The organism is Flavobacterium hibernum, assembly GCF_000832125.1.
Taxonomy (GTDB): Bacteria; Bacteroidota; Bacteroidia; order Flavobacteriales; family Flavobacteriaceae; genus Flavobacterium; species Flavobacterium hibernum.
This window is the reverse complement of record NZ_JPRK01000003.1, coordinates 116,260-138,603: the sequence shown is the minus strand read 5'-3', so window position 1 is coordinate 138,603 and position 22,344 is coordinate 116,260. Positions and strand designations below refer to the sequence as shown.

The following is a 22,344-nucleotide window of genomic DNA, read 5'->3' as shown; positions in this document are numbered from 1 at the left end:
TGTTTAAAATTTTGATATAAAAAATGGATTGAATGTTCTTGATTAAAATGGAAGGTCGTCTTCTGTACCTTTTCCTGCTGTACTGTTGTTTCCTGTTTGTGCAGTAGCTTGTACGCTTTCGGTTCTCTTACTACCTCCGTGCAATTTGATTTGTGAGGTGTGGAAATTCAGACCTGCTCTTGGCTCTCCATCATTACCTGTCCACGCTCTTGTACTTACTCGTCCCGATAGTTCTACCAAAGTGCCTTTTGTGAGTAGCTTGGCTACATTCGGGGTTATCCAATAGGAGCAGTCGAAATAGGTTGTTTGCTCTATGCGTTCGCCTTGCTTGTTACGGTAGCTGTCGTTGGTCGCTACTGAAAAATTTACTACTTGTTTGTCCTGTGACGTTGTGCGTACTTCCGCATCCCTTGTCAGTCTTCCTGTGATGTTCATATTCTTTAATTTTTAGTTATTGATTTTGATTTTTTTTAGATTTATTCGGCAATGAGAGGAGGTGCTGTTTCGTTTCATTACCATTTCCAATGTTTTTAATTTTCGTATCTGACATTTTTTTTATTCGTTTAAAGAGCCGGAGTATGCTATGTTTCGTTTCACGAGCATAAAAGGTTCGTGTTTAGCATCACCAAGGTTTTGGAAAAAAATACTACCCAACGGGTGGAGATTATTTTCCAAACTTGCTTGACCTTTGTGATGCGTTAAGAACACGGAAATACCTTTGCTCTTGAAATGGGACAAAAAGCATACGGGTCTTTGGATAAAAATGAATGTGGAAGCTAAGAAGATGGCATTGAGAAATGGTTTACAGTGAATTGAAATAACACTTCCAATTCGCTGAATTTTTAAAACACTTTTTTAAAGCGGTGGGGCTATCAAAGCCACACTAATAGAGGATTAAAAAATTGTATTTGTGTGGGAGGCGTAGATGGCAACATTTTTTAATCTTCTGTTCCAGAAGTAGCCGAAAAGCTCTTTTACAGAAAGGGAATAGCAGAGCGAAGTAAATGTGCTTTGGCTATAAAATATGGGCATAAAAAAAGCAGAACCGTTAAGTTCTGCTCGTAATTATCAAATTGTGATTAACTATATAACCTGTAAAAACGCTTCTTCAATCTCCTTAAATTTAGGAGCTACCAAATCCATATCCTTACTAATCTTTTGGCTGGTAATTTTAGCATAAATCTGTGTAGTAGAAATATTTTTATGCCCCATCATTTTACTAAGGCTTTCAAGGGGAACACCTTCTGTCAAAAACATCGTTCCAAATGTGTGTCTTGCGGTGTGAAAAGTTACTTTTTGTTCTGTAATAATTTTAGCTTTTTCAATTAATTTGCCAATGTGAGTATTGCAGGTTACATTGGTTGGAACTGGAAAGATAAACTCATTACGAGTGCTACCGAGGTATTTTTCTATGATACGTTTTGGGATTTCCATTAACCGAACATTAGAAGCAATATCTGATTTTTTTCTTCTGCTGATGATCCATTGATGGCCATCGAAGAAAGACTGAATATTGTTCCTTGTTAGTTTTTTAATATCCGCATAAGCAAGTCCGGTAAAACAACTGAAAATAAAAAGATCTTTTACAAGCTCATACCGTGGGTGGGGCGGTGCACACATCATCAGTTTTTCTACATCTTCTTTAAGAATATAACCCCTGTCGGTTTCTTCCATATTAATTTCATAATCTTGAAACGGATTATCACGTATCAAACCTTTTTTTATAGCCAATTCTACCAGACTTAGTACGGGCATCGTGTAAACCCAAACCGTATTATGTGTAGATTGTAAATCGTACCGAAGATAAAAATCGAATTCCCTAATAAAATCTCCAGTCAATTCCCGAAAGGCCATATCATCACGATGATAGCGTTCTTTGATAAAAGTGGTAAGATGATTATAAACCGTGATGTACTTGTTGTAGGTGCTTTGTGAACGTTCTTCCTTGTCAACCAATTTTTTAAAATCCTCATTTTTATCGTTAAAGACTTTTAGAATTGCATCATCCATTACACCAACACCCAAGAATGAGAGCTTTACTTTTTGGGAAGTAGCAAAGCCCTCGTGTTTCAGCATATCTTCATAAATTTTGTCGATACGCCCACGTATGTTATCCAACTTTTTATTAATATTTAAAGCTGTTGCGCTTTTGCCCTCAACTCTTCCATATTTTAGATCCCAATTGCTAGGGTCAATTTCTAACTTTGTCCCAAAAGTTTTAGGTGTTCCGTCAATGGTAATACGTGCCATAATTGGAGCATTACCATTTTTTTTTAGTTCGTTCTTTTTCAAGTAGAAAAGCAGTTTGAACGTTGATTTTTTTGTCTGCGTCATAACTCAAATGTTTAATGTTTAAAATTAATTTACATTGAGTTACAAGGAAATATAAAAATAAGTGCAAAACACTGAAATATAACCGTTTAAACTAATAAGGAACCTCTATTAATCGGTAACGAATTAGTAACTTAACTTTGTCATTTCAAACCCAAAACCTATCAGACACCGAGTTCCAAATAAAGACTACTTCTTTATAAAACATTGTATAGCAACGGATTTAATCGTTTTGCTTAACTTTGCTTTTTACTAATCTTTTTTAAGAAAAATAATAAACGAAACGAATAAAAAAGAAATATGACAGCAGTTGGTAAATGATAGTTTCATTACTAAATTCGACCACTTCGCCAAGCCTGAAAACTTTGCACTAATATTGCCTTAAAAAACATCTATAAATTATAAAATTAATATTTAATGGATTCACTAAACCATTTTAGAGAACAACAAATTCAGAAAATTCTAAACGAAATGAGTTCAAATTATTACGAAATAGAAAACCGTAACGAAATTTATAGTTTTCAAAGTGATCAAGAAAAACCTGACCTTGATTATGAAATGTATACCGAGTCTTTGGAGGATCACTTCACAGATAATGCTAAAACTGTTTATCTATTAATTTGTAGTTATATTGAAGGAAAAGGTGAATTAGAATATTTAAAACATTTTAAAAATATTATATCTCCAAAATTAGAAACAAAAGCTGAAACGTTATCGTCTGCCTACGATTCGTACAATCAAGAACATTATTGTGTGATATTGAGTGAAATATGGAATTTCCTTAGAACATATGAATTCTTTGGACAAAAAAACGACGAATACCTATTAAAAAGGACAGGTATAACTTATTTAGAAAACATACTCGAAAATACCGCAGTAATTGTAAAAGACCTAGATAAAGTTCCAAAATCAGAAACAGAAGTTTATAATGCCGTAAAAGTTGTTTGTAAAGGCGTATTTCCTAATGCAAATTATCCTACATCACCTTTTTTATCTATTGCACAAGAATATAAACCTGACATTTTATTGCCTTCTTTAAATACTGCAATAGAATATAAATATGCTCGTACAGAAGAGAAATTAAAAGCTACAATAGACCAAATTTTAGTTGACGTTGCAGGATATTCAAATCATACTACTTATAAGTTATTTTATGCGGTTTTTTATGTGACTAGTGATTTTTGGGGGCGAAAAAAATTCAATGAAATATGGAAAGAAAAAGGTTTCCCTAAAAACTGGATTGGAATATATGTAGTTGGAAATTAAAAATCCTGCTACTAAAAAGTTACAATTAATTTTTGGAATTGGTAAAATTGAAAGTACGCTTTGTATTTGGAAAGATTCGGTAAAACATAAAGATGTTTTATTTAATTCAAACTCGCTTTTGGCACTACGCTGATAGATATTTAAAATTACAAAAAACGTTAAATAAAATGAATCGTAAAACAATTATTAAAACATAAAAATGAAAAAAATTCTTATTTCTGCATTACTAATTTCAATTGTTTCTTGTCAAAAAAAATCTGAAGACAAAGCTGCTTTAAAAGTAAAAGTTGAAAACGTTGATAGTTCACAGAACATAAATACAGAAGGCAATAGTCAAAAAATAACTGAATTTAAAAGCGAAAATAAGTTAAAAAACTTATCAAAAGAAAACTTTAATTTCATAATTGATAAATTACTTGAAGATGGTTTTGGCTTAAATTCTTACACATATTTAGATTTTGACAAAATAGATAGTGATTATTGGAAAAGTGAAATAACAACATCTCCAATTAATAAAATGGACGAAAGAGTCATAAACAAAAATTTCTTTGTCTTTGAATTTAATTATGGAACAAATTCTTCTTTGAGACAGAAATATTTTTTACTTAATAACAATGAAATTAAAAGTGTTGATTTTAAATTGAACGACTCTGATAACAAAAAACTTAATTTACTTCTTGAAAAAGTTTGTACAAAAGATTGTATTTTACAAACTGATAAATTGAAAGAAATTATTAAAGACAAACAAAATAATTATGAACTTACATTTGGATTGCAAGAAAGTTTAGACTCTTTTAATAATTCAAGTATATTAATTAAATATAAAACAAAAGATTTCAAATCTATAGTTCCAAATTCTATTATGAAATTTGATGATAAGGAAGATAAATTTGTAGAATTAAAATAGATTTAAAGAAAACGGATACATGACTAGAAAGTTAGAGGGTATTGCCAAAATGATAAATTAAACACTATGAACAGGGAACTTTATGAAAAAGTAACGAAGGTTTACAAAGCATTAGTTAGTCGTTGGTCACATTCTGAATATTTTGACGGCTATGTGCACCATCAACGAGCAAGATGGGAAAATAATAAAGACATTTGGGATTTTATAAACCAATTTCAAAATGTTCCATTTCATATATATTTTCGATCAAATCATATTGGACAATTTTCAGCACCAGCAAAATACTTTGATACCGATACAATAATAATTAGCGAAAAAGAAATACTCTTTCACTATGATTTTTCTTTAGTATTATATTCTTATTGTGCATACCAATTGAGAAACGAATTGAAAAAATTTAGAGAAATGTTAGATAAAGAATTTGAGGATAAATTTAGTAAGTTCGTTAAAAAAGATGAATACTCTTTTCGATATAGAACTGGTGATCACGAAAACATCTATAATTACTTCTTAAACCAATTACCTAACTATGCATTAATTTGTAACTTATTATCTATTGGAGGAATATTAACTATTGAAGATTATTACGTAAAAATCAGATATATTAGAATTGACAGTATTATTAAAGGTCTGGAAGAACAATATAATTTTGACGAAATAGAAATAAAATAAAAAAAACTTCTGTTAGTAATGTGATTAATAATTAAAGTTTAAATAATATAAATATGACAGGAGAAAATTACTCTAAAATTGAGAATGGAATAAAAAATAATGCTGAGATTATTTTGGCTGTTAGACACGGTTTGGGAGATATTATTGAAGGCACAAGATTTCAGCCTTATATACTTGGTAACGATTCATATCAGTATTCTTTTGTATGGGGATTTTTACCTGATTTTAATTTGTATTATAAGTTTATGCTTGATAATATTATTACCGTTAAAAATACAGAAATAGAATATTTTGTTAGAGAAGACGCATGTTATCAACACGCAATTGAAGAAGAACAATTTGCGATTTTAAAAAACTTTCAGAATATTTAAAATAATGCTGCAAAACATAGCAATCATTGAAGCCCTAAAAGTGGTAGTCGCTTTCAAATAGAGAATTTAGAAGTCTCTTTTTATTAAAACGAGGGCTGCCTTTTAAAAGACAGCCCAATAAAGCAAGATTGAATTATTTTTTTGACTCTTCAATAGAAACTTTTCTAAACTCTTTTAAAAGTTTTTCAATTTCTAAAGTTGATTTACGAGCTCTAGCTCCTGCTGCTTTAACACCTTTATCAATTAATGATTCAGATTCTGTTTTAAATGTTTCGATTTCGGCGTTAATTTTTGCTACTAAATCTTTCATGATATATTTTATTAAATTAAGGCAGCAAAAGTAAAATTTTGCTGGTTGTATAGCAACTTTGCCGCAAAAATTAAAACGTTTTTAATTTATAAATAGTATAGAAAACATTTCATGAATTATTTATTAAAGAATCTTGTTTTCTTGAGGCATCTTATTTAGTTCCTCAATAAAATAAGACGTTGGACACCCAGCTTCTGCAAAAAAAGCCTGAGTAAATGTTTTAGTACTGTTAAAGCCAACTTCTTCAGCCAATGCACTATTAGAATATTTCCTTATTTTACTATCTTCTTTTAATAACTTTATTAGATAATTGATTTTAAGATCAGCGATGTATTTCACAAATTTCTTTCCTCTGTATTGATAAATTATCTGTGATAAATATTTTGGATTGGAATTGAAAATAGCGGCAAGCTTTGCGGAAGTCAGGTCTTTTACTAGAAATTTTTTATCCTTTTCAAATTTTTCCAATTGCTTAAGTATATCTGCAATAGTATCTTTATTTATATTTCCAATTCCATTACTTACATTTTTGACTTCCACTTTAGAAACTGCCTCATTTTTTGCCATCAATTCCTCAAATTTTTGCCTATAAACATTCTTATTCCTGATATGCCTGTAAGCAATGAATGATACGATTAAAAATAATACTAGTACGATACCAGTAAAAATAAAATCGTTATACTTCCTCTTATTAAACAATTCTTCAATATCCTGCTTATCTTTTAGTAATACTTTCGTGTCATACACTTTGCGAACTCTGCCAGAAAGATAGATGAACTTGTTGTCTAATATACTGTCTGCTTTTAGTAGCTTATCCGTATAATAGAGCTGTTTATGAAGATCCTTTTTAGATTTATAATACTTTAATAGTAACTCGTAGTTCTGCCGTAAATCCGGACGTATATATCCTGTATCATCAAAAATCTTATCAACTTTAAAAAAATATGGCAAAGCAATTTCGGGTTTATGGAGATCCCAATAGCTTTTTCCAATATAGAAATACCCAACAGACTCATTGCCAAAATCTTTATTTTCCTTTATAGATGGAATGGAATAATTAATTTTTTTTATAGCTTCTGCGTAGTTGTTTTTAGAGTATTGATTGATGCCTTCTGAATGAATAAAATAATTTTTCATTTCAGTATTTGACATTCTTATCCCTTCTTCAATTCCTTTTTTATTTATTTCAGAACATAATCCATAATTACCAATCCTATTATGGCACAAACCGAGTAAATGCAATGAATTTAAGTATGCTCTTGTATTTTTCTCTTTAAAATAATCTGTACACTCAGTAAACAAAGAAATAGCTTCGTCATAAAACCCTAGAAAATATTTTATGATAGCAATATTATATTTAACCTTATACACTAAGTACTTATCATTTGTTTTGGAAATAAAATTATCAGCTATGAGGTAATTATCCAATGCATTTTTGTGCTCTTTTCTAGCATAGTAAACAATTCCCTTTGAAAGATAAGCTGAGCCAATAATAGCATTATTATTGGCTTTTTTGGCAGTGTAAATCATACTGTCTGCATATATCAATTTCGATTTTTCAGGTGCATAGAATAAATAATTTTTATATCCATTTACAATTTCCTCGAAATTTTTATCCTTTTTTGCCTTGTTCAAAAAGTACTTAAGATAGTATGCCTGGTTTACTTTATTCTCAGCTGTGGCTTCTATACGTTCAAAAAGATAATCATAACTTTTTCTTTTAAGCGTATCGAAAATTTTCGGTTCCATTTCCTGCGCATACAATTGATTTCCAAAGCAAAGAATTACTAATAATATATAATTTTTAATCATAAGTTAAATTAAAAAATGAGACATTATTTGATGTGAAAATGCATTTTATCAGCGAAAAACACTATTGTGTAAATATAACATTGTGTTTTGTTTAAAACAATGTTAAATATACTGCAATCTATTTAGAATTAGTCTATTTTAAGTAAAAAAAGGTATGTCGATTTTCCGAAAATCGACATACTAAATTCGGAAAACCCATATACAACGTTTTGCAAATCAAAAAATCTACTTCTAGATTTGTCGTGAATTCAATAGCAAAAAACATTTGGCATCGTGCCGGATTAAAGTTCTGCTAACCCGGGTGAAATGAACTGACTGAAAAAAACAGTCTTTACATTTAACACTTTTAATCATGAAAAATCTTTTATTATTGCTAGTTGTATTAGCATCACTACTTGTTTCTTGTACCAGTGAGAGTATTGATAATGCCAAAATTTTAGATGATGGTCTTATTGAAAATAAATCTAAAAAAACGGCAAAGCTACTTCAGACACTAAGTCCTGAAAATCCGGCTAATGAATATGACATAGCAGGTAAAATACATAATGACATCCTTGATGTTTACTTGTCTGGAAATTATACATTCAATACGATTGCTCGAATCAGCCAAAAAGTAGATTCTATCTCGGTTCTGAATAACGATCTATTAAATATGGCAACAAGTCTTCCCTGCAACTTTCAGGAAATTCAAGAAACTGTTGATGATCCTCAAATAAAATTAGAGCAAGCGATTGCAAATTCCTCAATGACAAATGCCGCTAAAATTTCTCTTTCCAACTTTATGGATTCCATACTGTTATGGGAAACTGATGAATATGCTATCATTCATCAATCCATAATTTCATTCGAAGCATCCGTTATATCCAACGCACAGTTTAGCAATGAGGACAAGAGGATCATTCTTACCACTTCATCCATAGTAAGATATTCATTGTATTATGCTAAAGAACGTAAAGATAAGGATTGGGAAACTTCTGTTGGAAATCGTGTTGGAGCGGTACAAGGTGCAGTAGCAAATTCTTCAACTGCGATTAATAAATCAATAGTGACAGGACTCATAATTCAAAATCTCCAAACAGAATAGTTATGTATATAACTGAGTCGATTGAAAAACAATTGCAATATGTGTATTGCGTGTTTTTGATTCTTTTCAATATTGTGAGCCTTTATTTCATCATAGATCTATTATCCTATGATGAAATAATAGGCTATTTAACCGATGGCGGGATAAAAACTGATTCTCCCAGAAAATTGGCATATCTATTTTTTGTAAACGGCATATCAAATTTATTTTTCGTTTGCGTTTCATTGATGGCCAGATTATTTGATAAGTAATACTTTCTAGCAAAATTAAACATTTTAAAACGCTTATTTTGGCATCTCTAAAATCAAAATATAACCCATCAGGCTTACAAGTCTACATTTTTGAAACATTTTCCTCCAGAATTGCTTTTAAAGAATCAATTATATTGAATCGATTTACAGTTTTGATTATAAATTCCGGAGCAGTATGCCTGTTGATCAACAGTAAAAAGATTCATTTATTTATCAATGAACTAATCGTCATTCCAAAAAAGTCTATTTGTGAAGTTTTAATAATGAGTAATCAATTGCAAATATGCCAGCTTTCATTCTCTTCGGAGTTTGCTTTTGCTAATAGTATAAGATGGCCGCACATAGGATATTTTGAATTTTTTATTGCAAAAAATACTTCCAAGATTTTTCTCAAAAATAAAGAAATTGGATTACTTGTAGATTTACTTAAATTAATCAATAGTAAGGTCAGAAGTTCAAATAAGAATATTCTGAAAAAGGAAACATTGCTTTTGAGTTTTAATCTTTTTCTTTATGAACTGGCAGGAACATACTATCGATCATCTTGGTACGATAATGTCAAACATACTGGAAATGAAAAAATAGTTATCCATTTTTTTAGGTTAGTAGAACTACACTGCAGAAAAGAACACAGTGTGAAATTCTATGCAAATATCCTAAATGTTACTGCAGGGCATCTTACTAAAACTGTCAAACAGGTTACGGAGATCACAGCGAAACAATGCATCGAAAATGCAATCATTCTGGAGGCCAAAATCTTGCTTCAAAATAATGATTTAACCATTTTGTATATTTCAGAAGAACTGAAATTTGCCAATACTTCTTTTTTCAGTACTTTTTTTAAGAAGCATACTTACCTGTCTCCTTCTGAATACCGTTTACGATTAAATTCTAATTAAATATTATTAACAACACATGTTTTGACCGGGTTAAGAATGTTCTATAAGCATTGATTTAGAGTACTGTCGATTGCAAGTCGGGAGAAATATTTACTAAATAAAAGTAAAAGAAATGACTCAAACCTATCTTTTAGAATGGATGGACTTAACGGTAACTTCAACCCTTAATCCCAACAAAACGGACCTTACTCTGATTTCTCCAATTCAATCAAGAGAGATTATTGAAAAAGCGAATGAACAAACATTTTTTATTCAGTCACAGTTTACTATACAGGTTTTTTCGCTTACTAAGGAGAAACAGATAAAAATTTTAGTTGGAAATTATTATTCCACATTACTATTTCTTTTAGATAAAATCACAGAAATAAATAATAGTAATGATTTACACAGAGATAGTCTAATAGAAGTGACAACTACTTTAATGTCCTGTTTGAATGAATTAATAATTTTTATAGAATCAAGATTTGCAAACTATTTAACGGCCCCCTTTCAAATTGTTGAAAGGAAGACAACTAGTCCTATAGTAATGAATGGTTTTTCTGGTAAAGTTTTATGTAAACTTTCAACCGATCAAACAGCCTTAATATTAAGGGCATCCGATGAATTAAAAATTCTTATTTCAAAATCAATGAATCATTTATTTAAAACAATCGTTCCTTTTTTATCCACTCCAAACAAAGCAGATCTTTCATACAATGCCATGCGGAGCAAGGCTTATGTTTTTGAAGAAAGGGATAAGCAAATAGCAATTGAAACATTGGAACGCATGATTAAACAGATCAAAGAATATTAATCAAATACTACTAATTTAAAATTTAAAAACATGAAAAAGCTATCTTATATTTTAACTACAGTGATTTTAATAATCACAGGCTGTCAGCCTAAAAAGCTGGATGAAAAATTGGCTACTAACCTTATTCTGGAAAAAAATCATTACCCTGCTATTGTACACCATGATATTTTCTGCGGTGATCCGACGCATGCTTATACCATTTTTAAATCAGGACTCGTAGAAAAAGGATTTGTAAAAGTACTTCAAAGCAAGAAGTTTGGTGATACAACTTCTTTCGTGAGTTTTACTCCTGCAGCAAAACCGTACTTACTACTTACACCAGCAGATGACAAAATAAGTAAAATACAGCGCGTAAAAGTAGCTGATGAAGAATTTGGAGCAGTCAAAGAAATAAGGATGATGAGTTCCGGTAATAAAGCAATTGTTGAATATATTACAATTCGAAGAAAGAATGTTTTTGCTGTTGCCATTAAAAATGGATTGAAAGATACACTTAATCATTAAGTCTATTTTATACGAAACGATGATGGCTGGCAGTTGTTGGATAAAAGGTCGGAAATTGAATTTTTATCTTATTAGAATATTCAAAAAATTACGTAGGCAACCATAATTGTATTATTAGTTCTATTACAAAATTGTTACACTCTTATTAGTCAGTAATGTATCAAATTGACCTGTTTAAATTTCCTATTTATTGATCTTTAAGAATTTGTTAGTGACTCATTCTATTATACCACGTAAAGAAAATTTCAATAAGATAAAACTGAAAAAATCATTTTTATTTTAATTCAAAAGTTAATAAAATTGTAGTAAAAATATTTCTTATATTCGCTTGAAAAAGCCACCTCATAGCTCAAAGCCAATTTGAAAATTGTATTTGGGTACCATTTTATGGCTCAATAACTAAATTATAGGCAATTTTAAAGAAAGCTATGCCAACAAAGGAATTCAGAAAGACGTTCAAAGATACTCTTGATTCACTTCATATGTCAATTTGTGAATTAACATTAAAAAAGAATGATGAATTTTATAAATTACTTCGGTCATACTACTCATTTATAAATTCACGAACTCAAACTTTATTCTTACTTGTCCAAAATGATTGTCTTTGGGACGCAGATATTATTTTAAGACCAATTGCTGAATGCACTGTAAAGTTTGCCTATGTTTCTTCTTTTGATGAAACTACGAGAATTGAAAAAGTTCGCGAGTTTTGGGTAGATTTAGCGGAAATAAATAGACTAAAACAATCAAATCAGGCAAAACAGATTATTGAATTGACCAATATTGATTCTGCTTTCTTAACAGACATCGTTTTAAATGAAAATGACCAAATACTTTTGGCGGAAAAATGGACTAAACAAATGCGACAGAGAAAAGAACAACCTTGGTCATATAATGAAATGATAAAAACTATTTCAGTGAACTATGACTTCAGAGAGATATTAGGATTAGCAAGGAATTTTACCCAATCAAGTCATTTAATTCACGCAGATGAAACTGCTTTAGGAGTAATTTTAGATAGAGAGAATAATAGAACAGAAGCACAAAAAGAAGCTTTAATGAATCTTCATGAGGTTAGATTACTCAGCGATTGTATAGCATTATATTTTTGGCTAGTAAAAGTTTCTTCTAGGCTTTCCGATATTGATGTAAATCCTGAATTAATCAAAAAAATAAATAATTTCGAGAATAGTAAATTGGAGTTTAAATCGTTGGAGAAATTGATTGAATAAAAACTGTATACAAAAGCTACTAAACGGATTTGAGCAATAGCTTAATGGAAATTGGTTTTGTATTTGGAATGATTTGGCAAATCTGAAAATAGGGTATAATTTAGTGCCAAACCCGCTGCAGCCAGAATGTTGGCAGTAATTTTGAAAAACCTCCGAGAATTCAATAACCTAACTCTACAAATGATAAAAGTGGAATTTTAAAAATATTATTATTTAGATTTTTATACATCACAATTTTAAACTCAAAATATGTCATTACCAATTATTTTAGACAAGTCAACTTTTCAGAGTTTAGGACACGATGAATTAATTCAACTTCATAGATATTACATTATAAATGTAACACCACTTCTTGTTTCTGAAATATTAGGCGATTTGTCTAAAGAAGAAGTTGAAAACAAGAAGTTACCAAAAGAAGTAGTAATCAGTTTGGCTAATAAAATTTTTCCTTCAAATACTTATGTAAATACAAATTACAAAAAGCTCTTGGAACTATCTCTCCTTGGGAATAAAATTGAACTAAATAATCGACCTTTTCTAGAAGCAAGTAAGTCAATTAATACAGGTAAAAAACAAGGACTTGTATTTGAAGAAACAGAAGATGAAAAATCCATCAGAAGATGGAAAGATGGAAATTTTAATTCTATAGATGAAATAATGTCTTGGTTTTGGAGAACAACGAGTAAAGATGAAGAGGTAGTACAGTTATTTAAAAACAAAATGGAGCAATTTTCTCTTATCAAATTGGAGAAAAAATTAGGTGACAATTTAGAAAACTTAAAAGCCTTAAGAGATATTTTATTTATTGAATTGAATAAACCTGAAAAACAACAGCAATATTTAAGTTTAGTAATTGATTATTTTGAATTAGACTATAATTTAGCTGCACAAATATTTTACAGATGGGAAACCGAAAAAAACAATTCTATTTCCAACTTCGCACCTTATGCTTTTTATTGCATAAGCATAGCTGCAATGTATTATGTGGGAATAAACAATAAACTGTTTAGTGAAAGGAAAACTAATTTATTAGACTTGGAGTACCTTTACTACACACCTTGTTGCCGAGTCTTTAGTAGCAATGATAAATTTTTGATTTTCTTATTTGAATTAATTAACCCAAAAAATGTTTTTTTTATAAATTCAAATTCTTTAAAAGGTGATTTAAATAGCTTCCATAAATATCAAATAGAGACTGGAGAAATAAATGATAGACCACCAATAAAGGACACTGAAACATATAGGATATGGGATAAAGTTTTCGATTTAAAATTAAGTGACTTTCTAAAAGCTCATCCTAAAAGTCAGGAGGAATTAAGAAAAGAATTTGAAGAAATTTTAAACGCAGCTGAAACTGGTAAACAAGGTGCTTTTGATGGGGAACCTGATTTTGTAACAAAAAACACTTATATGAGGCCAACTGACCCTTGTGTTTGTGGAAGTGGAAAGCAACTTAAAGAATGTTGTTTACTAAAGGAAAATGAAAACTAGTTCAAACATACGTTTCTAGCAATTTGCAAATTTAGTAAAATTACCGTTTCTAATCGTATTTTCGTTTATCAGGAAATACTCTTTTAGAAAGATAGAAAACTGTTTTAAGCGTGGTAACGTTGGTAGTTAATTTAAAAAAAACATTAAGAAATAAATATGAAATTAAATTTAAAAGGTTATTATCTAAAAGATGGAATTTTAAATTTTGTGCCTTGTGATGTAATTATAGAATTTGGCAAGATTCAAAAAATAAAATTTGACCATAATGAATTTTTTACTAATTACCAACCTTCATATAATTCTGAATATGGTATAGAAAAAATCTTCTATGAAAAATCTTCTAAAAACCTAAAATTCACATATCGAATATTATATCATAATGATGCTGAAGAAACTAAGATAATAAATATAAAACCAAATCAATTCCAAGTTTTTAGAATTAAATGGGCATTTAAAAAATATATTATTCAATCGGATGATATGAGAAAAGATATTCTAAAATATGTAATTGGTGGTTTTCTTGGTTATATCGCAACATTAATTATTCAAGAAGTTAAAGAATATAGGACAACTCCAGAATCACCGAAAATTGAAAACCAAGAATCTTTTAACCGTAAATAATTTAGATTTTTTTTTTTAATGTCACCAAAAATAAACTAATATAAAACTAGAAGAGGAAGTTGAATTGGCTGATAAAATTTATGAGCTAGAATGACTGTATTATGTTTATGTAAAAAAAAACAGATGACACACTTTTGAATTCATTTTAAAAGTTAGTAAAATTTTCGAACTAAAAAACTATCTTAAATAATTATCTCATCATCAAATCAGCCTTCCATTTGGGAGGCTTTTTTATTTTTTCGCATTTTTTTAATTTTTTTTCTCCTTGATTTTACTGGGGGTTCAACGGGGTACAACTGGGGTACAACATAAAGTTGTACTTGTGGCTGTTTTATCTCTATCGTTACTTTGCCCTGTATTGATGAAGATCCTGATTTGGAATTATCCATCTTCCAGGATTGTGAGAAACTAATGTAGAACGATAAAATGAAGAAGGTATGTTTACAAACATTTCATGGGGTAATTACATAGTTGTAATTATTCTGCTATTGGCAAGCTGGTATTTATATGTTGGATTTCGATTTTATTTTGATGATCTCAAAGAAATCATATCAGGAAAGCGGAAACTTCAATTCCGCGGATTTGAAGACTCAAATTACCAAGATCCTCAATCTGAATTAAAGTATCAGGAATTACCTGAAGCAATTTCAGACCAAAACTCCTTGGGAGAATTTGATACTACCTTTCAGGATGTTGATGCCTTGGTGTCACGATTAAAAAGTTTTATCGCAGATGCTGCAAAGAAAAAATTAGTCAAAAAAGAATTTACCTATTACCTACAGCTTCTTCTAAGAGAATTTCCCTCAGTGAAAAATTCCCCTTTTAATTCCTCAGTAAGTGAACTGATAGTTTCAGAATGTGAGAAACTCGAATCAATTAATTTAACCCAGAAGGAAGCAGAAGCCCTTTGGGAATAAACTTAAAAACAATTTAACGGAGGAATTGCCCCTGTCCATCCCGGCGCAGTATGGCATATGTAACAGGAAAGAGGAACTGCGACAGCGGCTACACCTCCGTTTTTTATCTGAATTTTTAAACTTTAAAAATAATGTACGATGAAAAAATGGAACTGGAATTTTAATAAGTTTATCCAAGAAAAAATAAGCAATATTGGTATTCTTCTGGTGCAAATCCTTTTTGCGATAAGCTATGAAACCTATGCCCAGGATGGTCTGGCAGGAATTAACGAAGCCAACCAACAGGTTCGAAGTTACTTTGATGCAGGAACGGAACTGATGTATGCCGTAGGGGCATTATTAGGTCTTATTGGTGCTGTAAAAGTATATCAAAAATGGAATGCAGGTGATCCTGATACCGGAAAAGTAGCGGCAGCCTGGTTTGGAAGCTGTGTTTTTCTGGTGGTAGTGGCTACCGTAATCAAATCCTTCTTTGGGATTTAAAACAAATCGTTATGGAAGATTTACTCAAAGAAAAGTTATGGTTTTACATTATCCATAACAATCCAGATTTGATGTTTACACTACAGGAAGATTATAGTGTATTGGATTATCTCAATGAGAAAATAAGTAGTGTAAAATCCATATTGGACGATATGCTATCTGATGGTACACCTAAATACATCATCGAAGAAATCTGTCTCAATGTACTTACCGAAGATCTGAAACCTTCCCGGTTTTTATATATCCGCTCCCTTCTTTCGGAGGAGTTTGAGAAAACCTATGCCGCTTTTCAGGAATCAGGTATCCTGACCTATGAGGTAATGAATCTTATGGAAAACTGCAGGCCCGTTTTTGAAACCATTGGTTTTACTAAAGAAAATGAAGAAGATCCTAATTTAAGAAATGCCCTTATTGGTCTGATTGCTGACTATTTGAATTGAGCTATTTATAGCATGTAGTATGAAAAGGAGTAATTATGGCTTACAATCTATCCCAAAAACTAAGTGCCAATATCAAGGCGATTACCATTGCAATGCAATGGCAACAAGGTGATGCTTTATCGGCAGAAGCAGTTGACGCGCTTAAGGCATATGCCGGCTTCGGAGGTATCAAGGCTGTATTACACCCAAATGGCACTACCGAAGACTGGATAAAATCCGGCGCTACTAAAGAAGATCTGAAGTTGCATCCGGAAATCACAAGACTGCATGAATTATTGCAGGAACACTATTCTGAAAAAGATTATAATTCAGTTATTTCTTCACTTCGTAATAGTGTTCTTACCGCATTTTATACACCGGAAATAGTACCGAGCACTTTGTACACTGCTTTGGAAGAACAAGGTATTAATCCTAAAAGATTATACGAGCCATCAGCAGGATCAGGCATTTTTATCACTGAAGCAGACAGTGCATTTTCAAATTTGGAACAAATTACTGCTGTGGAAAAAGACCAATTAAGCGGACTGGTACTTTCAGCATTAAACAGTACACTTTCAACCCAAAATACCACTCATGTAATAGGACTGGAAGAAGCTCCAACAAATGATAACGGCAGTTATGATCTTGTGGTCAGCAATATTCCTTTTGGTAATTTTTCTGTGTATGACGAAACCTATCCCGATAAAACGATTTCAGGAAAAATCCACAATTACTTCTTTGCAAAAGGACTGGACAAACTGGCTGACGGTGGCATTATGGCTTACATAACTACAGACGGTTTTTTAAACAGTCCTTCCAATCAGAGTGTGCGAGAATATCTTTTTCAAAAAGCAGATTTTGTGAGTGTAGCAGTTATGCCGGATAACCTGATGAAGGAAACCGGAAATACCGATGCTCCTAATCATCTGCTTATTGTTCAGAAAAATGAGCATAAACAAACCCTGTCGGATAATGAAAATGAGCTGCTGCAAACCGTTGAACTCGAAAATGAATTTGGAAAATACTGTATTAATAAATATCTGCACAATAGACGCGAGCTCCTAATTGGTAATGAAATAAAAGCCGGTAAAAACCAATACGGACAGGCGCATCAAAGTGTGAGACAAAACGGTGATATCAATTCTATTAGAAACTATCTTGGTGAAAATATTACCAAGGGATTAAAAGAAAACTTTAACCCCGAACGCTTTGAGAAGGCTCAAAAAACGGAGATAGTTCAGCCAGCTGAAGCAATCGGACAAAAATTCACTTATTTACCCATGCCAGAGAGTAAAGCAAGCGGTATTTCAGTGCAGCTTGGCTTGTTTGATACTGTGCCTGCAGAGAATATCAACCGTGCTATGGATTATATCAACGAGCTTAATGAAACTGTAGTGGATAAAAAAACAGCACGAATACTCAGCACCATACGCACTAATGATAATCCCTCGCATGAAAATGTGGTGCTTATCGCTGCTAAACAAATTAAGACTAATCGATACCTGTATAAATTATATTCGAATGTAAAAGAAATCGATGGCTTTTCAGCCAATTGGATGAATGGTGGATTACTCCCTCATGAATTACTGGCTTTATCCAATACCCTTCAATACTATAATCACAAGTATATTTATGAAGGAGATAAAACCTTGGAATCGGCCTTTAATCTTGAAAGACAACTTTATGAAGAAAATCTTTCATTCAAACCGTTCTACAAAGAAGGAACGCTGGTTCGCCTTGGAGAATCTGTTGGAATTATAAGAGATATTAATAACGAACACAAACAGGCCTTTTTCCAACCATTGGTATCACAAGGCAATCTGAAATTCTATGATTCCTATATTGCTATTCGGGATCATTATCTGGAATTGTTTGAGAAAGATCAATCAGATAAAGCTGGCAGTGAAGAGGTTCGGAAAAATCTAGATGAGCAGTATACCAAATTTGTTACCCACTATGGTATTTTGAACAGCGCTGAGAATCGCAGGTTAATCATGCAGGATTCCGCTTTTGGTTTCACCATTCTTTCTTCATTGGAACGCAAAGAAGGCGAACGTTATGTGAAGTCGGATATTTTAATAGAGTCTGTAGTAAAACAGCACGAACGCTATTATACAGATGATCCGGTTGAAGCGCTGGCCCGCAGTCTGAATGAAAAAGGAACTGTTGACTTAGGCTTTATAACTGCTGCGACAGGACTTGAACAAAACGAGGTTATAGAGCATCTGAACCAGCATATCTATTTGAATCCTACAGGTCAGAATTGGGAAACTTCAGACCTTTATTTAAGTGGCAATGTTGTAGAAAAGTTACAGCAGGCTAAACATGCTATACAACAATATCCTGAAAACACACAATATTACAAAGGATTGCAGGCACTTGAAAAAGTACAGCCTGAGCGTATCCCTTTTGAATTACTCGATTTCAATCTTGGCGAGCGATGGATTCCCAACCGATACTATGAAAGTTTTGCCGGAAAATTATTTGACCAGCCAACTGAAATTAATTATTTCCCATCACTGGATACCTTTAAAGTAAGTACAGGGCATAATACCAAAATAGACAGAGAATTTTCGGTGACTCCCAAAAGCGGCAGAACCACTTATGGTTACACGATATTGGAGCATGCGCTCGAAAATACGGCTCCCTTTTTTACCTATGAAGTTGAGGGAGCCGGCGGAAAACCCATCCGACTGCCCGATAATGAAGCTATACAGCTTGCCCATCAAAAAATTGAAAACATCCGTAATGGTTTTATTGAGTGGCTGCAGGAATTGCCAATAAATGACAAAAATGAATTGGAAAATCTCTATAACAATACGTTTAATTGTTACGTATTGCGAGAATATAATGGAAGTCATCTGAGCTTTCCGGGTTTGGATAAAAAAGCTCTGGAGATTGAAGACTTGTACAGTTCTCAGAAAAATGCGGCATGGCGTATTATTCAGAACCGTGGCGCTTTGATCGATCATGAGGTTGGGCTTGGAAAAACATTAACCATGATTGTGGCTGCCAATGAAATGAAACGATTAGGGATTATTCATAAGCCTGCAATACTGGCATTGAATGCCAATGTAAATCAAATTGCAGCAACCTATAGAAAGGCTTATCCCAATGCCCGGATTTTAGCACCTGGTGAAAATGATTTTACCCCGGCCAAAAGAATGAGACTCTTCCATGAGATTAAAAATAACAATTGGGACTGTATCATTTTAACCCACGATCAGTTTGGTAAAATTCCACAGTCACCCGAAATACAAAAAGAGATCTTACAAAATGAGCTGGATAATATAGAACGGGACCTTGATACGGCCAGAGATCTGGGAGGCGATATCTCCAAGAAAATATTAAAAGGTCTTGAAATACGAAAAAATAATCTGGACGGCAGGCTAAAAACACTGCTGAAAGATATAGAAGATAAAAAGGACAGCGGCATCAACTTTAAAGAAATGGGTATCGATCATTTGTTTGTAGATGAATCTCACAAATTCAAAAACCTGACTTTCACTACCCGCCATGACCGTGTTGCGGGAATTGGAAATATGCAGGGAAGCCAAAAGGCGCTTAATATGTTATTTGCGGTACGCACGCTTCAGGAAAAATTCGATTCGGATCTGTGTGTAACCTTTCTTTCGGGTACTCGAATATCCAATAGCCTTACCGAAATGTATCTGCTTTTCAAATACCTGCGGCCTAAAGAAATGGAACGCCAGCATATTGAAAACTTTGATGGATGGGCAGCTGTTTTTGCCAGAAAAACGACTGATTTTGAATTTTCTGTCACCAACGAGATTATTGCCAAAGAGCGTTTTCGCCATTTTATTAAAGTTCCGGAACTGGCACTGTTCTATAATGAGATTACCGATTATAAAACAGCAAAACATATTGATCTGGACAAACCTGAAATTGAAGAGCGACTTATCAATGTCAGCCCGACACCGGAACAAACCGAATTCATTACCCAACTCATGCAGTTTGCCAAAACAGGTAATGCGACACTTATAGGCAGGGCACCTCTTACCTCGCAGGAAGACAAAGGCAGGATGCTTATAGCTACTAATTACGCTAAAAAAATGGCTGCCGATATGAGGCTGATAAATGAAAGATATGGTGATCACCCGAATAATAAGGTCAATACATGCGCCAGAAATGTGGCTGAAATTTATCAGGGTTCCATGGAGCATAAAGGCACTCAGATTGTTTTTTCGGATATCGGGACACCAAAGCCGGATGACTTTAATATATACGATGCCCTTAAAGAAAAACTGGTAAGGGATTTTAATATCCCGGCTCATGAGATTACCTATATACACGACTGGACCGATAAAAAGAAACCGGAGTTGTTTTCTAAAATGAATACTGGTGAGATACGTATTCTTTTGGGCAGTACAGAAAAAGCTGGAACCGGGCTTAATGTGCAAAAACGTGTTGTGGCGATGCATCATATGGATATTCCCTGGAGACCATCTGACCTGGGACAACGCAACGGCAGAGGCAGCAGACAAGGTAATGAAGTCGCCAAACAGCATTATGGGAATAAAGTAAAAAATTTCATCTATGCAACAGAGCAATCCCTGGACAATTACAAATTCAACCTTTTGAAGAACAAACAGACTTTTATCAGTCAGATGAAAAACTGTGAACTTAATGTGAGGACTATTGATGATGGGGCCATGGATGAGCAAAGCGGAATGAACTTTTCAGAATATATCGCAGTGCTATCTGGTGATACTTCATTACTGGAAAAATCAAAATTGGAGAAAAAAGTAACGGTAATGGAAAGCCTTAAAAAAGCACATTATAAGGAAATTTCCAGAACTAAATATCAGGTTGAATACCTAATGGAGGAAAAAGGAATCACCACTAAAACACTGGACAAACTAACTGCTGATCACAGTTTTTACAAAAACAATCTGAAGTATGAACCTGATGGTTCCAAAGCAAATCCTATAGAGTTGTATAACTGCAAGACAGCAGATCCAGAAAGTATCGGCAAAGAAATTATCCTGCTCTATAAAAACTGGAAACCTCCCGAAGGAGAAAACCAAGCCAAACAAATTGGGAAGTTATATGATTTTGGACTCTATATAAAAAGAGAGCGCGAAGCCTATCAAAATGATGGTTTGTACAAGTACCGTCACTCCAACAGCTTTTATGCACAACGCTTGGAGGATGGTATTAAATATACTTCCAATGGAGGAACTCCAAATGTGGACAATCCAAAATTGGCAGCCCGCCACTTTTTAAATGCCATTGATAAGGTGGAACATCTCAGGTCTAAATACCAAAAGTCACTGAATGATATTGAAAACCAACTACCGGAATTACAGCAATTAACCACAAGAGTATTTAGCCAGGAGCATGAGCTTCAAAAAATGAAAAGCGATCTCTCTAGTCTGGAAAGGGAAATAGCCCTGAAAATTCAGGAGAACCAATTGAAAGAAGCCAATCCGCAAGAGGCTAGTCTCAGTAATGAAACAAAATTAACGGATACAGCGCCCGTAATTCAACTGCCAATAAAAAGTATTGAAGAATCACAGCATCTCACAGTGGCAGAAAGCAATACTGATAAATGGCAGGAGCGCTCTTTTTCGGAGATGAGACGCAGCAGCAGGATGAAATTTTAAAATAAAGACCATGTCAAACAGTGTGTATCAAATCAACAAAGGAATTAACCAGAGCATCGAGTTTAAAAGGTTAAAAGCGCAGTATATCTGGTATTTGGGTGGTGGCGTAATTGTGCTTATGATACTGTTTGCAATTATGTACATAGCCGGATTACCCTCTTTAATCTGTATCGGAATTATTGGTATTTCAGGAACATTGTGGGTGTTGAAAATATATAAAATGAGCCATCAATACGGTCAATATGGAATGATGAAAGCTTTAGCGAAACGACAGATTCCAAAAGCTGTGAAATCGCAAAGCAGAAAAATATTTATGATGAAGAAATAGAATTTGCTCAGCATTAGCTGAGCGGT

At 32.7% G+C, this 22,344-nt stretch carries 20 protein-coding genes; 16 read left to right on the top strand and 4 right to left on the bottom strand.

The window, feature by feature from the left end:
- Positions 1 to 42 precede the first annotated feature (42 nt).
- Together IW18_RS02590 and IW18_RS02585 are read right to left on the bottom strand one after the other, a co-directional pair.
- Positions 43 to 435 (bottom strand): single-stranded DNA-binding protein, encoded by a 393-nt coding sequence (locus tag IW18_RS02590; protein WP_003002511.1) that lies wholly within the window; start codon positions 433 to 435, stop codon positions 43 to 45.
- A 648-nt stretch (positions 436 to 1,083) separates the two neighbouring features.
- Positions 1,084 to 2,334, bottom strand: coding sequence for a site-specific integrase (locus tag IW18_RS02585; protein WP_003002515.1), 1,251 nt, complete (start codon positions 2,332 to 2,334; stop codon positions 1,084 to 1,086).
- 414 nt (positions 2,335 to 2,748) lie between these two features.
- On the opposite strand from IW18_RS02585, the gene IW18_RS02580 reads away from it, so the two are divergent.
- The 4 genes from IW18_RS02580 (at position 2,749) to IW18_RS02565 (ending at position 5,547) form a co-directional block, all read left to right on the top strand.
- Positions 2,749 to 3,597: a PD-(D/E)XK nuclease domain-containing protein gene (locus tag IW18_RS02580; RefSeq protein ID WP_052480057.1), complete on the top strand. Its 849-nt coding sequence runs from the start codon at positions 2,749 to 2,751 to the stop codon at positions 3,595 to 3,597.
- Positions 3,598 to 3,796: 199 nt separating this feature from the next.
- Complete coding sequence (locus tag IW18_RS02575; protein WP_041516029.1) at positions 3,797 to 4,504, top strand: hypothetical protein; 708 nt, start codon at positions 3,797 to 3,799, stop codon at positions 4,502 to 4,504.
- Between the two features lie 66 nt (positions 4,505 to 4,570).
- Positions 4,571 to 5,176, top strand: coding sequence for a hypothetical protein (locus tag IW18_RS02570; RefSeq protein ID WP_041516028.1), 606 nt, complete (start codon positions 4,571 to 4,573; stop codon positions 5,174 to 5,176).
- Positions 5,177 to 5,229: 53 nt separating this feature from the next.
- A complete protein-coding gene (locus tag IW18_RS02565; protein ID WP_041516027.1) occupies positions 5,230 to 5,547 on the top strand; it encodes a hypothetical protein in 318 nt (105 codons plus the stop codon).
- Between the two features lie 133 nt (positions 5,548 to 5,680).
- On the opposite strand, the gene IW18_RS02560 is transcribed toward IW18_RS02565, so the two are convergent.
- The gene (locus tag IW18_RS02560; protein WP_041516026.1) at positions 5,681 to 5,857 is read right to left on the bottom strand and encodes a histone H1; all 177 of its coding nucleotides are present in this window, start codon (positions 5,855 to 5,857) and stop codon (positions 5,681 to 5,683) included.
- A gap of 123 nt (positions 5,858 to 5,980) precedes the next feature.
- The gene (locus tag IW18_RS02555; protein ID WP_041516025.1) at positions 5,981 to 7,669 is read right to left on the bottom strand and encodes an AraC family transcriptional regulator; all 1,689 of its coding nucleotides are present in this window, start codon (positions 7,667 to 7,669) and stop codon (positions 5,981 to 5,983) included.
- A 352-nt stretch (positions 7,670 to 8,021) separates the two neighbouring features.
- On the opposite strand from IW18_RS02555, the gene IW18_RS02550 reads away from it, so the two are divergent.
- The 12 genes from IW18_RS02550 (at position 8,022) to IW18_RS02490 (ending at position 22,318) form a co-directional block, all read left to right on the top strand.
- Positions 8,022 to 8,753, top strand: coding sequence for a hypothetical protein (locus IW18_RS02550; protein WP_041516024.1), 732 nt, complete (start codon positions 8,022 to 8,024; stop codon positions 8,751 to 8,753).
- Between the two features lie 514 nt (positions 8,754 to 9,267).
- Positions 9,268 to 9,903, top strand: coding sequence for a helix-turn-helix domain-containing protein (locus IW18_RS02545; protein WP_041516023.1), 636 nt, complete (start codon positions 9,268 to 9,270; stop codon positions 9,901 to 9,903).
- Positions 9,904 to 10,015: 112 nt separating this feature from the next.
- On the top strand, positions 10,016 to 10,696 hold the full coding sequence (locus IW18_RS02540; protein WP_041516022.1) for a hypothetical protein: 681 nt from the start codon (positions 10,016 to 10,018) through the stop codon (positions 10,694 to 10,696).
- Between the two features lie 30 nt (positions 10,697 to 10,726).
- Entirely contained in the window at positions 10,727 to 11,200 is a 474-nt protein-coding gene (locus IW18_RS02535; protein ID WP_041516021.1) for a hypothetical protein, read from the top strand.
- A 428-nt stretch (positions 11,201 to 11,628) separates the two neighbouring features.
- The gene (locus tag IW18_RS02530; RefSeq protein ID WP_041516020.1) at positions 11,629 to 12,432 is read left to right on the top strand and encodes a DUF5677 domain-containing protein; all 804 of its coding nucleotides are present in this window, start codon (positions 11,629 to 11,631) and stop codon (positions 12,430 to 12,432) included.
- A gap of 249 nt (positions 12,433 to 12,681) precedes the next feature.
- Positions 12,682 to 13,923, top strand: a complete 1,242-nt coding sequence (locus IW18_RS02525; RefSeq protein ID WP_041516019.1) for an SEC-C domain-containing protein — start codon at positions 12,682 to 12,684, stop codon at positions 13,921 to 13,923.
- Between the two features lie 156 nt (positions 13,924 to 14,079).
- A complete protein-coding gene (locus tag IW18_RS02520) occupies positions 14,080 to 14,544 on the top strand; it encodes a hypothetical protein (protein WP_041516018.1) in 465 nt (154 codons plus the stop codon).
- Between the two features lie 437 nt (positions 14,545 to 14,981).
- Positions 14,982 to 15,461 carry a hypothetical protein gene (locus IW18_RS02510; RefSeq protein WP_041516016.1) on the top strand — a complete coding sequence of 160 codons (480 nt, stop codon included), beginning with the start codon at positions 14,982 to 14,984 and terminating at the stop codon, positions 15,459 to 15,461.
- A 138-nt stretch (positions 15,462 to 15,599) separates the two neighbouring features.
- Positions 15,600 to 15,944 (top strand): DUF4134 domain-containing protein, encoded by a 345-nt coding sequence (locus IW18_RS02505; RefSeq protein ID WP_041516015.1) that lies wholly within the window; start codon positions 15,600 to 15,602, stop codon positions 15,942 to 15,944.
- Between the two features lie 11 nt (positions 15,945 to 15,955).
- Positions 15,956 to 16,384: a DUF1896 family protein gene (locus tag IW18_RS02500; RefSeq protein WP_041516014.1), complete on the top strand. Its 429-nt coding sequence runs from the start codon at positions 15,956 to 15,958 to the stop codon at positions 16,382 to 16,384.
- Between the two features lie 35 nt (positions 16,385 to 16,419).
- The gene (locus IW18_RS02495; RefSeq protein ID WP_084607905.1) at positions 16,420 to 21,990 is read left to right on the top strand and encodes an Eco57I restriction-modification methylase domain-containing protein; all 5,571 of its coding nucleotides are present in this window, start codon (positions 16,420 to 16,422) and stop codon (positions 21,988 to 21,990) included.
- A 10-nt stretch (positions 21,991 to 22,000) separates the two neighbouring features.
- Positions 22,001 to 22,318 carry a DUF4133 domain-containing protein gene (locus tag IW18_RS02490; protein WP_041516013.1) on the top strand — a complete coding sequence of 106 codons (318 nt, stop codon included), beginning with the start codon at positions 22,001 to 22,003 and terminating at the stop codon, positions 22,316 to 22,318.
- Positions 22,319 to 22,344: the final 26 nt, after the last annotated feature.

What these genes read in the sequence shown, in the direction of transcription:
- IW18_RS02565 (WP_041516027.1), top strand. Translation starts at nt 5,230, where the DNA reads ATGACAGGAGAAAATTACTCTAAAATTGAGAATGGAATAAAAAATAAT.
- IW18_RS02500 (WP_041516014.1), top strand. Translation starts at nt 15,956, where the DNA reads ATGGAAGATTTACTCAAAGAAAAGTTATGGTTTTACATTATCCATAAC.
- IW18_RS02560 (WP_041516026.1), bottom strand. Translation starts at nt 5,857, where the DNA reads ATGAAAGATTTAGTAGCAAAAATTAACGCCGAAATCGAAACATTTAAA.
- IW18_RS02520 (WP_041516018.1), top strand. Translation starts at nt 14,080, where the DNA reads ATGAAATTAAATTTAAAAGGTTATTATCTAAAAGATGGAATTTTAAAT.
- IW18_RS02530 (WP_041516020.1), top strand. Translation starts at nt 11,629, where the DNA reads ATGCCAACAAAGGAATTCAGAAAGACGTTCAAAGATACTCTTGATTCA.
- IW18_RS02495 (WP_084607905.1), top strand. Translation starts at nt 16,420, where the DNA reads ATGGCTTACAATCTATCCCAAAAACTAAGTGCCAATATCAAGGCGATT.
- IW18_RS02555 (WP_041516025.1), bottom strand. Translation starts at nt 7,669, where the DNA reads ATGATTAAAAATTATATATTATTAGTAATTCTTTGCTTTGGAAATCAA.
- IW18_RS02575 (WP_041516029.1), top strand. Translation starts at nt 3,797, where the DNA reads ATGAAAAAAATTCTTATTTCTGCATTACTAATTTCAATTGTTTCTTGT.
- IW18_RS02505 (WP_041516015.1), top strand. Translation starts at nt 15,600, where the DNA reads ATGAAAAAATGGAACTGGAATTTTAATAAGTTTATCCAAGAAAAAATA.
- IW18_RS02570 (WP_041516028.1), top strand. Translation starts at nt 4,571, where the DNA reads ATGAACAGGGAACTTTATGAAAAAGTAACGAAGGTTTACAAAGCATTA.
- IW18_RS02590 (WP_003002511.1), bottom strand. Translation starts at nt 435, where the DNA reads ATGAACATCACAGGAAGACTGACAAGGGATGCGGAAGTACGCACAACG.
- IW18_RS02580 (WP_052480057.1), top strand. Translation starts at nt 2,749, where the DNA reads ATGGATTCACTAAACCATTTTAGAGAACAACAAATTCAGAAAATTCTA.
- IW18_RS02535 (WP_041516021.1), top strand. Translation starts at nt 10,727, where the DNA reads ATGAAAAAGCTATCTTATATTTTAACTACAGTGATTTTAATAATCACA.
- IW18_RS02510 (WP_041516016.1), top strand. Translation starts at nt 14,982, where the DNA reads ATGTTTACAAACATTTCATGGGGTAATTACATAGTTGTAATTATTCTG.
- IW18_RS02585 (WP_003002515.1), bottom strand. Translation starts at nt 2,334, where the DNA reads ATGACGCAGACAAAAAAATCAACGTTCAAACTGCTTTTCTACTTGAAA.
- IW18_RS02525 (WP_041516019.1), top strand. Translation starts at nt 12,682, where the DNA reads ATGTCATTACCAATTATTTTAGACAAGTCAACTTTTCAGAGTTTAGGA.
- IW18_RS02490 (WP_041516013.1), top strand. Translation starts at nt 22,001, where the DNA reads ATGTCAAACAGTGTGTATCAAATCAACAAAGGAATTAACCAGAGCATC.
- IW18_RS02550 (WP_041516024.1), top strand. Translation starts at nt 8,022, where the DNA reads ATGAAAAATCTTTTATTATTGCTAGTTGTATTAGCATCACTACTTGTT.
- IW18_RS02540 (WP_041516022.1), top strand. Translation starts at nt 10,016, where the DNA reads ATGACTCAAACCTATCTTTTAGAATGGATGGACTTAACGGTAACTTCA.
- IW18_RS02545 (WP_041516023.1), top strand. Translation starts at nt 9,268, where the DNA reads ATGAGTAATCAATTGCAAATATGCCAGCTTTCATTCTCTTCGGAGTTT.